Consider the following 14,284-nt stretch of genomic DNA (forward strand, 5'->3'; position numbering starts at 1 on the left):
ATGGACCCGGCGGGAGCGGGTTTCATCCCGTCCCGCCGTCAAGTCCGACGGATCACTCCGCCTTCTTGGTCAGGTCCTCGCCGGTGGCCTGGTCGACCTGCTTCATCGACAGCTTAACCTTGCCGCGGTCGTCGAAGCCGATGACCTTGACCTTCACCGAGTCACCCTGCGACACGACGTCCGACACCTTGCCGACGCGCTGCTGCGCCAGTTCGGAGATGTGCACGAGGCCGTCACGCGAACCCAGGAAGTTCACGAAGGCGCCGAAATCGACGACCTTCACCACCTTGCCGGTGTAGACGACATTCATCTCCGGCTCGGCGACGATGCCCTTGATCCACTCGATGGCGGCGTCCGACTTCTTCTGGTCGACGGCCGAGACCTTGACGGTGCCGTCGTCGTCGATGTCGATCTTGGCGCCGGTCTGCTCGACGATCTCGCGGATCACCTTGCCGCCGGAGCCGATCACGTCGCGGATCTTCTCCTTCGGGATGTTGATCACGGTGATGCGCGGGGCGTTCTCGTTGACGCCTTCGCGGGCGCCGGTCAGGGCCTTCGACATCTCGCCCAGGATGTGCAGGCGGCCGTCCTTGGCCTGGCCCAGCGCGATCTTCATGATCTCCTCGGTGATCGAGGTGATCTTGATGTCCATCTGCAGCGCGGTGACGCCGACCTCGGTGCCGGCGACCTTGAAGTCCATGTCGCCCAGGTGATCTTCGTCACCCAGGATGTCCGACAGGACAGCGAAGCCGTGGTCTTCCTTGATCAGGCCCATCGCGATGCCGGCGACCGGACGGATCAGCGGCGCGCCGGCGTCCATCAGCGACAGCGAGGTGCCGCAGACGGTGGCCATCGAGGAGGAGCCGTTGGACTCGGTGACTTCCGACACGACGCGCAGCGTGTAGGGGAAGTCTTCCTTCTTCGGCAGCAGCGGGTGGATGGCGCGCCACGCCAGCTTGCCGTGGCCGATCTCGCGGCGGCCCGGGCTGCCCATGCGGCCGGCTTCACCCACCGAGTACGGGGGGAAGTTGTAGTGCAGCATGAAGTGCTCGCGGTACTCGCCCTCGAGCGCGTCGATGATCTGCTCGTCCTGGCTGGTGCCCAGCGTGGTGACGACCAGCGCCTGGGTCTCGCCGCGGGTGAACAGGGCCGAGCCGTGGGCGCGCGGCAGGATGCCGACTTCCGACACGATCGGGCGCACGGTCTTGGTGTCGCGGCCGTCGATGCGGCGGCCGGTCTTCAGGACGGCGCCGCGCAGGATGTCGGCTTCCAGCTCCTTGAACTCGAACCCGATCGACTGGGCGTCGAATTCCTCGGCCAGCGTCTCGAGCGCCTTCGCCTTGGCGGCGCCGACTTTCTCGTAACGCGACTGCTTGACCGTCTCGGTATAGGCGGCCTCGACGGCGGCGCCGACGGTCTCGCGCAGGCGGGCCTTCAGGGCCTTGCGGTCATAGGCCGGCTCCGGCAGGTCCCACGGCTCCTTGGCGGCTTCCTCGGCCAGGTCGATGATCAGGTTGATCACCGGCTGGAAGTTGGTGTGGCCGAACATGACGGCGCCCAGCATGACCTCTTCGGTCAGCTCCTTGGCTTCCGATTCGACCATCAGCACGCCTTCGACGGTGCCGGCGACGACCAGATCCAGGTCGCTGTCGCCGACCTCGTCCCGGGTCGGGTTCAGGATGTACTGGCCGTTCTTGTAGCCGACGCGGGCGGCGGCGATCGGACCCAGGAACGGGATGCCGGAGATCGTCAGCGCGGCCGAGGCGCCGACCATCGCGACGATGTCCGGATCGTTCTCCAGATCGTGGCTCAGCACGGTGCAGACGACCTGCGTCTCGTTGCGGAAGCCATCGGCGAACAGCGGACGGATCGGACGGTCGATCAGGCGGCTGACCAGCGTTTCCTTCTCGGTCGGACGGCCTTCGCGCTTGAAGAAGCCGCCGGGGATCTTGCCGGCCGCGAACGCCTTTTCCTGGTAATTGACGGTCAGCGGGAAGAAATCGATGCCCGGCTTCGGCGCCTTGGCGGCGACGGCGGTGCACAGGACGGTGGTGTCACCATAGGTGACCAGAACCGCGCCGTTGGCCTGACGGGCGATCTTGCCCGTTTCCAGGACCAGCTTGCGGCCGCCCCACTCGATTTCCTTGCGATGAACAGTAAACATGGATTCTTTCCTTCCATCCGACACCCTGGAACGGCCGGATTGCCGCCCAAGGCCGGGGCCATCGGTCGTAGGACCCCGCGAGAAAACTGGAGATACGGTGTTCGACAACAGGACCAAATCAATCGAGGTAGAGGCGCTGCGGATGCAAAAAAGGCCGGTCCCCGAATAAACGGGCCGGCCTGTCCATCACGAAACGCTCAAGATCGAGTTTCTATTGCCAATAACCAATGAGGTGTTCCGAAACGGTACAGGTGAACGAAGACTTGCCATGTTCCGCTGTTCCGGTGGGAAACCCCCGGCCGGTGGCCGGCCAGGGGAACCCGAACCCGTCAGCGGGACGGCGCAGCTTAGCGGCGCAGGCCCAGACGCTCGATCAGAGCGGCGTAGCGCGACTGATCCTTCTTCTTCAGGTAGTCGAGCAGACGGCGGCGCTGACCGACCATCACCAGCAGACCACGACGGGAGTGGAAGTCCTTCTTGTGGCCCTTCAGGTGATCCGTCAGGTTGCTGATGCGCTCCGTCAGGATCGACACCTGGACCTCGGGCGAACCGGTGTCGTTGGTGCCGCGGGAAAATTCCTTGATCAGCTCTTGCTTGCGCTCGGGCGTAATCGACATCGGGGTCTCCTAAATCACGTGAGGTTGAGCACGCGCACCGGACGGACCTCCGCCCCCTCGACACGGGCCAACGCCACCGGCGTTCCGCCGAAAAGCGCAATAACGGTGCCGTCCCCACCGTCAGCACCCTGAACCGCCATCAGCCGTTCACGATCCTGCCGGGTGAGGAGAGCGACCGTCTGGCCGTGCCTCAGTCGGTGCGCTTCCGCTTCCGTCAGGGCCAGCGCCGGGATGTCGTCCAGCGCGGTCTCGATCGGCAACAGAAGTCGTTCGACGGCCGCACCTTGCTCCATGGCGGCCAGTTCGTCCAGGGAAATCGCCCGGTCCAGCGTGAAGGAGCCGACGCGCAGGCGGCGCAGAAGCCCGACATGGCCGACCGTGCCGAGCGCCTCCGACAGGTCGCGGGCCAGCGAGCGGACATAGGTGCCCTTGCCGCAATCGACCTCGAACACCGCATGGTCGGCGTCGGGTTCCTCGACCAGCTCGAAGCGGTCGATGCGCACGGTGCGGGCGGCCAGATCGACTGCATCGCCTTCGCGCGCGATGTCATAGGCGCGCTCGCCGTCTATCTTGATGGCGCAGAACTGCGGCGGGACCTGCTGGATCTCGCCCAGGAAGGCGGGCAGGGCGGCGCGGATTTCGTCGGTCGACGGACGGTGGTCCGAGCGGGCGATCACCTCGCCCTCGCGGTCGTCGGTGCTGGTGCGCTCGCCCCAGCGGATGGAGAAGCGATAGGTCTTGGCACCGTCCATGGCATAGGACACGGTCTTGGTCGCCTCGCCCAGCGCGATCGGCAGGATGCCGGTCGCCAGCGGGTCGAGCGTGCCGCCATGCCCGGCCTTCTCGGCGTTCAGCAGGCGGCGCACCTTCGACAGCGCCTGGGTGGAGGTCATGCCTTCCGGCTTGTCCAGCACCACCCAGCCATGGATCGGCGTGCCCTTGCGCTTACGAGCCACGACGGCCGCCCTTTTCCCCGCTCTTGTCCTCGTCGTCGAGCATGGCGCGGTCCTCGTCGAGGTCGTCGTCCCCGTCCAGTTCGCCGTCCGCCGCGTCGGGGTCCTCGTCCTCGCCGTCCTCATCCTCGTCCCAGGAATCGTCCTCATCCTCGTCATGGTCGTCGTCGCCATTGACGCGGCCCAGCGGATGGCCGCTCAGGTCGCGGGCGACCTCCGGGCTGTGCAGGATGCTGTCGATGCGGTGGGCGTAGTCGAAGGAGGTGTCGCCCTCGAAGCTCAGCGTCGGGGCGTGGCGCAGGTTGACCATGCGCGCGACCTGCCCGCGCAGGAAGGCGGCGGCCCGTTTCAGCGCGACCTGGGCCTCCTCCATCCGCTCGCCGCCCAGCGTCGCATAGAAGACGGTGGCGTTGGACAGGTCGGGGCTGATCCGCACCTCGGTGACCGTGACGTTCAGCGAGGCCAGTTCCGGATCGTGGAAGTCCCCGCGGCGGAACAGGTCGGCAAGGGCGTGACGCACCTCCTCGCCGACGCGCAGTTGCCGTTGGGACGGGGGCTTGCCGGCGATGAACGCGCCGCGCTTCTTGCTGGCCATGGTACGTGTCTTTCGTCGATGTCTGGCGCCCGCGGCGGCCTGACCGGTGTCAGGACCAGAGAACGGGCACGTCGTAAAGTCTGATGGTTCGGTCGGCGCTCACCAGCGTCAGGCCATCGGCCTGGGTCTGGGCGATCAGCATCCGGTCGAAAGGGTCACGGTGGTGGTTCGGAAGCTTTTCCAATTGGCCGATGTGACGAACTTCGATAGGCAGCAGCGAAAAGCCGCTTGCCAAAGCCAATTCGGACAAATCGTCCGGCGCCTCCAACTTTCCGTTCAACGCTTTGATGCGCAGTTCCCAAAGCGACGCAATGCTGACCAGGACTGTGATGGTCGGATCGGAAACCATGTCATGCACGAGTGGAGGCAATCGTTCGGGCGTGTCCAGAACCCACAGCAGGACAAGAGAGTCGAGCAGCAGCTTCATTGGCCTGATTTCGCACGTCGAGCCTTTGCAGAGTCGATGTCACGCAGCACCGTGTCCGGCAGCGGCTTGTCCGCATCGATGCCATGGAAGGCATCGATCAGCCAATCCGGCGTTTCATCGAAATCCTCGGCAACCTGGATTTTTCCCCTGGCAATGCCGAGCAGTCGCGGACGAGCCGCACTGGAGACGCCGGTCGTCTCTGCAATGGGCACCAGCTTCACCGCCGGTTTCCCGTTGCGAATGATGACGATTTCCTCGCCATTCACCACGCGGTCGATCAGTTCAGCCATGTGCCCATCGGCTTCGGACAGTGGAATACGGTCCATAGCGTCACCTCCAGGTAGGCTTTACTCCCTCGTCCGGAAAACATCCGGAAAAACGAACCGCCCGGCCCCGTCCGGTAAAACACCGGAAGGGGCCGGGCGGACCGTCGGTCTCAAAGCTCGCGAGCGATTTCGTCGATCTCGAAGGCTTCGATCTGATCGCCGGCCTGGATGTTGTCGTAGTTCTCGAAGGCCATGCCGCACTCGTAACCCTCGCGGACGTCCTTGACCTCGTCCTTGAAGCGCTTGAGCGTCTTGAGCGTGCCTTCGTGAATGACGACGTTGTCGCGCAGCAGGCGGACGCCGGCGCCACGCTTGACGGTGCCCTGCGTGACCATACAACCGGCGACCTTGCCGACCTTCGTGATGTTGAACACCTCGCGGATGGTCGCGTAGCCGATGAAGCGTTCCCGCAGCGTCGGAGACAACAGACCGGTCAGCGCCGCCTTCACGTCGTCGATCACGTTGTAGATGATCGAGTAGTAGCGGATTTCGACGCCGTCGCGCTTGGCGAGGTCGCGGGCCTGCGGGTTGGCGCGGACGTTGAAGCCGATGATCATCGCGTTGGACGCATTGGCCAGCGTGATGTCGGACTCGTTGATCGCACCGACCGAGTTGTGCAGGACGCGGACCTTGACCTCGGTGTTCTCGGCCGTGAGCTTCTCCAGCGAGCTGGCGATGGCTTCGATCGAGCCCTGCACGTCACCCTTGATGACGACCGGCAGTTCCTTGGCCTCGCCGGCCTGGATGCGGCTGAACATGTCCTGCAGCGAACCGCGGGCCGAGGCCGCCACCGCCGCTTCGCGCTTCTTGCGCTGGCGGAACTCGGCGATCTCGCGGGCACGGGCCTCGGACTCGACGACGGAGAAGTCGTCGCCGGCCATCGGCGTGCCGTTCAGGCCCAGAACCTCGACCGGGACGGCCGGGGCCGCCTCGTTGACGTTCTGGCCGCGGTCGTTGATCAGGGCGCGGACGCGGCCCCACTCGGCACCGGTGACGAACACGTCGCCGACCTTCAGCGTGCCGCGCTGGACCAGCACGGTGGCGACCGAACCGCGGCCACGCTCCAGCTTCGCCTCGATGACGACGCCTTCGGCGGCACGCTCGGGGTTGGCCCGCAGCTCCAGGATTTCGGCCTGGAGGAGGATGGCCTCTTCCAGCTTGCTCAGGTTGCGCTTGGCCTTGGCCGACACTTCGACGTCGAGCACGTCGCCGCCCATCTCCTCGACCACCAGCTCGTGCTGGAGCAGTTCCTGGCGGACGCGCTCCGGCTTGGCATCGGGCAGGTCGCACTTGTTGATGGCGACGATGATCGGAACCTTGGCCGCCTTGGCGTGGCGGATGGCCTCGATCGTCTGCGGCATGACGCCGTCGTTGGCGGCGACCACCAGCACGACCACGTCGGTGACGTTGGCGCCGCGGGCACGCATCTCGGTGAAGGCGGCGTGACCCGGCGTGTCGATGAAGGTGATCTTCGCACCCGACTCCAGCTGCACCTGATAGGCGCCGATGTGCTGGGTGATGCCGCCGGCCTCGCCCGACACCACGTCGGTCTGGCGCAGCGCGTCGAGCAGCGAGGTCTTGCCGTGGTCGACGTGGCCCATGATGGTGACGACCGGCGGACGCGGCACCAGGACGGCGCCCTCTTCCTCGGTGGCACGCAGGCCGATCTCGACGTCGGACTCCGACACGCGGCGGACGCGGTGGCCGAACTCGGTGATCAGCAGCTCGGCAGTGTCGGCGTCGATGGTCTGGTTGATGGTCGCCATCACGCCCATGCGCATCAGCGCCTTGATGACGTCGGCGCCACGCTCGGCCATGCGGTTGGCCAGCTCCTGGACGGTGATGACCTCCGGCAGGACGACGTCGCGGGTGACCTTGGCGGTCTCCTGACGGCTCATCTGGCGCAGGCGTTCACGCTCGCGGGCACGGCGCACCGCGGCCAGCGACCGGGTGCGGTCGCTGCCGTCGTCGCTGAGCGCCTGCGAGACGGTCAGCTTGGTGCCCTTGCGGCGGTCGGCGCCGACGGGAGCCTTGGCGGCCGGACGGGCCGGCGCGGCCTTGGCCGGGGCGCCGCCACGACCACCCTTGCGGCGGTTGTCGTCCTCTTCCTCGGCGCGGGCCGGCGGGGCGCCGACGCCCGGCGGGGTGCGGCCGGGGGCGGTGTCGGCGGCGGGACGGGCGGTCGCGCCGCCGGGGCGCTGGTCGCCGGCCGGACGGGCACCGGCCGGACGCGCGCCGTCACGGCCCGCACCGTCGCGGGCGCCATCGCGGGCACCGTCGCGGCGCGGGGCCGGCTCGGCGTCGCGACGCTTGGCGTCCTCAGCTTCCTTGCGCTTGGCCTCTTCCTCCTTGCGGCGGCGTTCGGCCTCGGCGGCGATCTTGCGATCCTCTTCCTGGATGGCGCGCATCTCGTCCAGCTCGCGCTGGCGCAAGGTCTCGGCATCCAGGATGATCGGCGGCATTTCCGGCGCGGCCGGCGCGGAAGCGTCGGACGGGGCGGCGGCGGCCGGAGCAGCGGCTTCGGAGGGGGCGGTCGGAGCGGCGGCCTCATCCTCGGCGGCCTGGGCGGCGCGGGCTTCGGCCTCGGCGGCGCGGGCTTCGGCCCGGGCCACTTCCTCTTCGGCGTCGATCCGGCGCTGCTCTTCGAACGCGGCGGCGCCACGGAGTGCGCGCAGGCGGGATTCCAGCTCCTCGCGGGTCAGCTGGCGCCCGGCAGGGGCACCGCCGCCACGGGGGCGCTGGCCCTGTGCGCCGCGCATCGGCAGGCCTTGGGCAGCTTGACGCGCAGCGGCGCCGCCGTCGGCAACGCCGGGCACGGCGCCCTTTTCAACATGACGCTTGCGCTTGACCTCTACGGTCACCGCTTTTGACCGGCCATGGGAGAAGCTCTGCCGGACCTGGGTCTCGACCGGCTTCTTCGACTCCAGCTTTCCTTTGCTGGCGCCGGTTAGGTGCAAGACTTTTTTCTGGTCCTGGTCGTTGCTGTCGGTCATCGGTTCCCGAATGGTCAGACGTTACATCGCAGGCCGGCCGGCCGTATCGCCGACTCCCAAGCCCTTATCAGATTCCCGGTGCGCGTCCCGGTCCCCTTCGGGACCTGTCGAGCCCAGCTGCCCCTGGGGACCTTTCAGCCCCCTCAGGCGTGCCGCATCGCGGGCCAACCCTGCGGCCAGCCTGCCCCGCGCCACCACGGCGTGCACCGCGTGATCGCGTCCCAGCGCCGCGGCCAAGGCCGGGGACTGGAAGAGGTCGATCACCGGCAGCGACGGCGCGAGCGCCGTCACCTTGCCGCGCTGGTCCAGCGAGCCGTCCGCAGCTTCGACCAGCAGGGCCGGCGGGGGACCCGCACGGCCGACCTGGTTGGCCCTCAACGCCTCGCGCACCTTCTCGTATCCCGCCAGAACGTGGCCGGCACGGCGGGCAAGGCCCAACGCGTGCAGACAACGCCGCTCCAGCAGCCGTTCCAGCCTCTCGGCCAGATCGGGCGGTACTTTCACCGCCCGGCGGGCCGCTTTGGCGAAAACGGATTTACCCGTGGCTTTCGCCAGGGCATCCCGGTCGGCCGTGACCCAAAGGCCGCGGCCGGGCAGACGTTCCTCCAGGTCCGGAACCACCTCGCCGTCGGGGCCGATCACGAAGCGGATCATGCTCTCCTTCGGTCCCACCGTGCCCGACGCGATGCAGCGGCGCAGAGGCCCCTTCTCGTCGTCGGCCGGCAGGCGGTCCGTACCGGCACCTTCGTCCTGTGCCAAATCCTGTTCCGGCACCGCATCCGCGGTGGCGGTCGGTGTCCGTTCGTCGTTCCGTTCGGTCATCCGATCGTCATCTGCTCGCGCGGTCCCGAATAATGGTTCCTCTCGGGCGCAGTTCCAACCGGCATTGCTGCCGGTCAGGCCTGCGCGCCCTGGCCGTCGGCCGAACCCCCGGCAGCGCCGTCGGCGGCGGGAGCCGCAGCGGCGCCGTCCTCGCCCTCACCCTCGAACCAGTGGGCGCGCGCGGCCATGATGATCGCGTTCGCCTCCTCTTCCGAAGGGGCGTCCTTAACGCCATCCTTGCCCAGGATCTCGACCAGCTCGTCGCCGGCCAGATCGGCCAGATCGTCCAGCGTCTTGACGCCGTTCTCGCCCAGCTTCACCAGCTGCGTGGCGCTGAAGCCGGTCAGCTCGGCGATGATGTCCTCGACGCCCAGCTCCAGCCGGCGCTCGTTGGCCTGCTCGTCCCGGACTTCCAGGAAGGCCAGGGCGCGCTGCTTCAGCTCGTCGGCGACCGACTCGTCGAACCCTTCGATCTCGGCCAGCTCCTCGGTCTCGACATAGGCGATCTCCTCGACCGAGGTGAAGCCTTCGGCGACCAGCAGGTGGGCGATCACGTCGTCGACGTCCAGCGCCTGCATGAACAGGGCGGAACGGTTGTGGATTTCCTCCGACCGGCGCTCCGACTCTTCCTGTTCGGTCAGGATGTCGATGTCCCAGCCGGTCAGCATCGAGGCGAGGCGCACGTTCTGGCCGCGGCGGCCGATGGCCAGCGACAGCTGGTCGTCGGGCACCACCACCTCGATGCGGTGGTTGTCGTCGTCGAGCACGACCTTGGCGACCTCGGCCGGGGCGAGCGCGTTGACGACGAAGGTCGGCGCCTCGCCGTTCCACGGGATGATGTCGATCTTCTCGCCCTGCAGCTCGCCGACGACCGCCTGGACGCGGCTGCCGCGCATGCCGACGCAGGCGCCGACCGGGTCGATGGAGCTGTCGTGGCTCAGCACCGCGATCTTGGCGCGCGAACCCGGGTCACGGGCGACCGCCTTGATCTCGATGATGCCGTCGTAGATTTCCGGCACTTCCTGGGCGAACAGCTTCGCCATGAACATCGGATGCGTGCGCGACAGGAAGATCTGCGGCCCGCGCGGTTCCTCGCGGACGTCGAAGATGTAGGCGCGCACGCGGTCGCCGTTCTTGAAATGCTCGCGCGGCAGCAGCTCGTCGCGGCGCAGGATCGCTTCGGCGCGGCCCAGGTCGACGGTGACGTTGCCGTATTCGACGCGCTTGACCAGACCGTTGACGATCTCGCCGTTGCGGTCCTTGTACTCGTTGAACTGGCGCTTGCGCTCGGCGTCGCGCACCTTCTGCACGATCACCTGCTTGGCGGTCTGGGCGGCGATGCGGCCGAAATCGATCGGCGGCAGCGGGTCGACCAGGAAATCGCCGAGCTTGGCGCCGGCCTTGCGCTTCTGGGCGTAGGGCAGGGTGACCTGCGTCGCCTCGTTCTCCACTGTCTCGACCACTTCGAGGTGGCGGGTCAGATGGATGTCGCCGGTCTTGCGGTCGATGCGGGCGCGGATGTCGTGCTCATGGCCGTACTTGGAGCGGCCGGCCTTCTGAATCGCCTGCTCCATCGCCTCCAGGACTTCGTCCCGGTCGATGTTCTTTTCGCGGGCGACCGCGTCAGCGACTTGCAGCAGTTCCATCCGTTACACTTCCTGAATCGGTCTTGTGTGGTGCCGGTCTTGCGTGATGTCCGGTCGGGTCGGCGGGGGCAACCTGGGGCGGGGGTCCTGGCGGCTATCGTCCTGGCGGACCGGGCCGTCAGTGCTCCAGGCCCTCCTGCTGTTCCTGGCTGGCGCGGATCAGCTCGTCCGTCAGCACCAGCTTGGCGCGCAGGATGTTGTCGAACTCCAGCCGGGCGGGTCCCTGTTCGGTGTCGACGCACACGAGGCCGTCCTCGACGCCCTTCAGCATGCCCTTGAAACGCTTGCGGCCGTCGATGGCCATGCGGCTTTCCAGCCGGGCTTCGAAGCCGGCGAAGCGCTCGAAATCCTTGAGCCGGGTCAGCGGCCGGTCGATGCCGGGCGAGCTGACTTCCAGCGTGTAGGCCTCGCGGATCGGGTCTTCCACGTCCAGCAGGGCCGAAACGGAGCGGCTGATGTCGGCGCAGTCCTCGACAGTCATGGGCGCGCCGTCGGCGCGCTCCGCCATGATCTGGAGAATTGCCCGCTGGCCGCCGGAGATCTGAACGCGCACGACCTCATAGCCCATGGCTTCGACCGACGGCGTGATGATCTGTTCGATGCGACCTGTAGCGTCCATTCCACCTAACCCAAAGCCTGCGGCCGGGATCGAACCGGACGAGGTTTCCACAACAGAAGGTTTAACAAGCGCGTGCTGCCACACGCTCATAAAAAAATAAGTGGGCAAAAGCCCACCCGCAAAGCGTCTCGCCGGCCCGGTTGCCCGGGCCGCCGATCCGTATGGGTTCTCAGAGGCTGAATATAGTCATTCCGGCCGAGGCCGCAAGCCTTTTCGGGATCGATCGTCGTTGCGGCCCGGAATCTCAAGCGGAACGGGTATGCGTCATCCCCGCGGGCGGCGGACGAAGCGCAGGAAGACCGGCTTGCGCCCGGCAACAATCGCCTTCTCCTCATAGCGCGTCGCCGGCCAGTCGTCGGGGCGGATGCGCCAGTCGGACGGGCGGCGTGCCGTCCATTCGAAGTCGGGATGCTTGACGGTATGTTCGAGCATCCAGCGCACCAGACCCATGTCGTCGCTGGCCAGACGCAGCTCGGCGCCGTCCTTCAGCACGCGGGCCAGCCGCGGCAGGTTCTCCGGCCCGATGAAGCGGCGGTCGGCATGGCGCTTCTTCGGCCAGGGGTCGGCGAACAGCACGAAGGCGCGGCCGACCGAGGCGTCGGGCAGGGCGTCCAGCAGCGGCCGCGCATCGTCGGGATGGATTCGCACGTTGCTGAGATCGTCGTCGTCGATCATCCCCAGGAGGCCGGCGATGCCGTTGAGGAAGGGCTCGGCGCCGACGATGCCGACATCCGGGTTGTGCCTGGCCTGCCAGGCGAGGTGATGTCCCATGCCGAAGCCGACCTCCAGCCAGACCTCGCGTTTCGGCGTGTCGAACAGGCCGGCGGGGTCCAGGCTGCCGCCGGATGTCGGCGTCGGGATCTGGAGCCGCGGCAGCAGATCCTCGATCAGGCTGGTCCGGCGCTTGCGCAGGGGACGGCCCTTGCGCCGGCCGAACAGCCGGTTTCCGGTTTCGGTCTGCGGAGCGTCGTCGGTCGGTCGGTCGGTTTTGCTGTCGGTCATGGGCTGTCGGTCATGGCGGCCGATGCGGTTCGAAGAGCGGCATCGGCAGGAAAAGGGCTTACAAAAAAGGGCGGCGGAGGCCGTTTCCAGCCTCCGCCGCCTTTTTCCGATCTGGTGATCCGCCGGTCGGGGCGGTCAGAAGGCGCCGCGCAGGGCCTCGACCAGATCGGTCTTCTCCCACGAGAAGCCGCCGTCCACCTCGGGCTCGCGGCCGAAATGGCCGTAGGCGGCGGTGCGGGCGTAGATCGGCTTGTTCAGGCCCAGATGCGTGCGGATGCCGCGCGGCGACAGGTCGACCAGCTGCTGGAGGATGTCGGACAGCCGGTCCTCGTCGACGTTGCCGGTGCCGTGGGTGTCGACATAGACCGACAGCGGCTTCGACACGCCGATGGCGTAGGAGACTTGGATCGTGCACTTGTCCGCCAGCTCCGCCGCGACGACGTTCTTGGCGAGGTAGCGGGCGGCGTAGGCGGCAGAACGGTCGACCTTGGTCGGGTCCTTGCCGGAGAAGGCGCCGCCGCCGTGCGGGGCGGCACCGCCGTAGGTGTCGACGATGATCTTGCGGCCGGTCAGGCCGGCGTCACCGTCCGGGCCGCCGATGACGAAGCGGCCGGTCGGGTTGACGTACAGGTTCTTCGCCTCGCACATCCAGCCTTCCGGCAGGCAGTTGACGATGTGCGGCAGGACGATCTCGCGCACCGCGTCCTGGTCCAGCCCCTCGGCATGCTGGGTCGACAGCACGATGGCGGTGGCGCGGGTCGGGCGGCCGTCGATGTACTGCAGGGTGACCTGGCTCTTGGCGTCCGGGCCCAGCTGCGGGGCGGCGCCGGAATGGCGCGCCTCGGCCAGCGACTTCAGGATGGCGTGGCTGTAGTAGATCGGCGCCGGCATCAGGGCCGGGGTCTCGCGGCAGGCATAGCCGAACATGATGCCCTGGTCGCCGGCACCCTCGTCCTTGTTGCCCGCGGCGTCGACGCCGACCGCGATGTCGGCGGACTGGGAATGGACGAAGCACTTGACGTCCATCTTCTCCCAGTGGAAGCCGTCCTGCTCGTAGCCGATGTCCTTCACCGCGGCACGGGCGGCTGCGACCAGCTGGTCGGCCTCGATGCTGGCGGGGCCGCGAACCTCGCCGGCCAGCACCACCTGGTTGGTGGTCGCCAGCGTCTCCACGGCCACGCGGGCCTGCGGGTCGTGCGAGAGGTAGAGATCGACGATGGCGTCGGAAATGCGGTCGCAGACCTTGTCGGGATGACCCTCCGACACGGACTCGCTGGTGAAGACGTAGTTCAACTTTGCCACGGGAAACCTCGGCATTCGGCGGCACGCTATTTCATAAGCCGAGACGGCAGACCGGTACAGCGGCCGCAGACACCGATCCAAATCCGGTTTTGACAAGGTTTCAGGCCGGGGTCAAGAAGCCTACCGGCGGTAAGGCCTTGGTCCTATCATCGCAGGCACCACACGAAGGGGGTGGATACGGTCGCGCCGCATCTTCCCCGTTCGGTGGGTATCACAGGCCGCAGACAACCGGCAGGAGTTACTGCCGGAAGCTCAACGCTCCGAATTGCCGCAGTAAGGTATTGCCGCAAATCACTCCGCGGCTTCCGCCACGGCGGCGCTGGCCACCGCCTTGGTCAGCTCGAACAGGCGCTTGCGCACCGACGGATCGCTGATCTTGTAATAGGCGCGGACCAGTTCCAGCGTCTCGCGCTTGGCCATCGGATCGGGCTCGTAGGTGCTGGCCGACCGCTCTTCCGAGCCACCCGCCTCGTCGTCGTCGTCGACGCGGGCCGAGGCCGCTTCGACCGGCATGTCGTCGAAGAAGAAGGAAACCGGCACATCCAGCACGCGGCTGAGATCGAACAGACGCGATGCGCCGATGCGGTTGGCGCCACGCTCGTACTTCTGCACCTGCTGGAAGGTCAGACCGATGGCCTCGCCCAACTTTTCCTGGCTCATGCCGAGAAGGGTGCGGCGGAGACGGACGCGGGATCCGACATGGACGTCGATGGGATTCGGCTTTCCGGTCTTCGGACGGCCCGCACCCGCACGGCGCCCGCGCGGCGCTCCAGTTTCAGTCTGCATCTCGTTTATCCCTGTAACGGTTGTGCAACCTA

General features: G+C 67.3%; 13 protein-coding genes. All 13 read right to left on the reverse strand.

Annotated features, from left to right (window positions below):
• Window positions 1–52: 52 nt before the first annotated feature.
• The 13 genes from pnp to ABNQ38_RS23600 all read right to left on the reverse strand — a co-directional run bounded on the left by pnp (window position 53) and on the right by ABNQ38_RS23600 (window position 14,252).
• On the reverse strand, window positions 53–2,164 hold the full coding sequence (pnp, locus tag ABNQ38_RS23540; RefSeq protein ID WP_098740921.1) for a polyribonucleotide nucleotidyltransferase: 2,112 nt from the start codon (window positions 2,162–2,164) through the stop codon (window positions 53–55).
• Window positions 2,165–2,511: 347 nt separating this feature from the next.
• Window positions 2,512–2,781, reverse strand: coding sequence for a 30S ribosomal protein S15 (gene rpsO, locus ABNQ38_RS23545; RefSeq protein WP_063635662.1), 270 nt, complete (start codon window positions 2,779–2,781; stop codon window positions 2,512–2,514).
• A gap of 14 nt (window positions 2,782–2,795) precedes the next feature.
• A complete protein-coding gene (truB, locus tag ABNQ38_RS23550; protein WP_377808297.1) occupies window positions 2,796–3,737 on the reverse strand; it encodes a tRNA pseudouridine(55) synthase TruB in 942 nt (313 codons plus the stop codon).
• Window positions 3,727–4,329: a 30S ribosome-binding factor RbfA gene (gene rbfA / locus ABNQ38_RS23555; RefSeq protein WP_377808298.1), complete on the reverse strand. Its 603-nt coding sequence runs from the start codon at window positions 4,327–4,329 to the stop codon at window positions 3,727–3,729. The genes truB and rbfA overlap by 11 nt, the downstream gene beginning before the upstream one ends.
• Before the next feature lie 49 nt (window positions 4,330–4,378).
• The gene (locus ABNQ38_RS23560; protein ID WP_377808300.1) at window positions 4,379–4,756 is read right to left on the reverse strand and encodes a type II toxin-antitoxin system VapC family toxin; all 378 of its coding nucleotides are present in this window, start codon (window positions 4,754–4,756) and stop codon (window positions 4,379–4,381) included.
• Window positions 4,753–5,082, reverse strand: coding sequence for a type II toxin-antitoxin system Phd/YefM family antitoxin (locus tag ABNQ38_RS23565; protein ID WP_377808301.1), 330 nt, complete (start codon window positions 5,080–5,082; stop codon window positions 4,753–4,755). The genes ABNQ38_RS23560 and ABNQ38_RS23565 overlap by 4 nt, the downstream gene beginning before the upstream one ends.
• 110 nt (window positions 5,083–5,192) lie before the next feature.
• Window positions 5,193–8,075 (reverse strand): translation initiation factor IF-2, encoded by a 2,883-nt coding sequence (infB, locus tag ABNQ38_RS23570; RefSeq protein WP_377808302.1) that lies wholly within the window; start codon window positions 8,073–8,075, stop codon window positions 5,193–5,195.
• Window positions 8,076–8,096: 21 nt separating this feature from the next.
• The gene (locus ABNQ38_RS23575; protein WP_377808303.1) at window positions 8,097–8,897 is read right to left on the reverse strand and encodes an RNA-binding protein; all 801 of its coding nucleotides are present in this window, start codon (window positions 8,895–8,897) and stop codon (window positions 8,097–8,099) included.
• Window positions 8,898–8,971: 74 nt separating this feature from the next.
• On the reverse strand, window positions 8,972–10,543 hold the full coding sequence (gene nusA, locus ABNQ38_RS23580) for a transcription termination factor NusA (protein ID WP_377808304.1): 1,572 nt from the start codon (window positions 10,541–10,543) through the stop codon (window positions 8,972–8,974).
• 118 nt (window positions 10,544–10,661) lie between these two features.
• Window positions 10,662–11,162, reverse strand: a complete 501-nt coding sequence (gene rimP, locus ABNQ38_RS23585; RefSeq protein WP_109052223.1) for a ribosome maturation factor RimP — start codon at window positions 11,160–11,162, stop codon at window positions 10,662–10,664.
• Window positions 11,163–11,426: 264 nt separating this feature from the next.
• Entirely contained in the window at window positions 11,427–12,164 is a 738-nt protein-coding gene (locus ABNQ38_RS23590) for a tRNA (guanine(46)-N(7))-methyltransferase TrmB (protein WP_377808305.1), read from the reverse strand.
• A 135-nt stretch (window positions 12,165–12,299) separates the two neighbouring features.
• Window positions 12,300–13,481, reverse strand: coding sequence for a methionine adenosyltransferase (gene metK, locus ABNQ38_RS23595; protein ID WP_377808306.1), 1,182 nt, complete (start codon window positions 13,479–13,481; stop codon window positions 12,300–12,302).
• A 276-nt stretch (window positions 13,482–13,757) separates the two neighbouring features.
• A complete protein-coding gene (locus ABNQ38_RS23600) occupies window positions 13,758–14,252 on the reverse strand; it encodes a helix-turn-helix domain-containing protein (protein WP_377808307.1) in 495 nt (164 codons plus the stop codon).
• Window positions 14,253–14,284 lie beyond the last annotated feature (32 nt).

The sequence above is a fragment of the Azospirillum sp. A29 genome, from assembly GCF_042604625.1.
Classification (GTDB): domain Bacteria; phylum Pseudomonadota; class Alphaproteobacteria; order Azospirillales; family Azospirillaceae; genus Azospirillum; species Azospirillum palustre.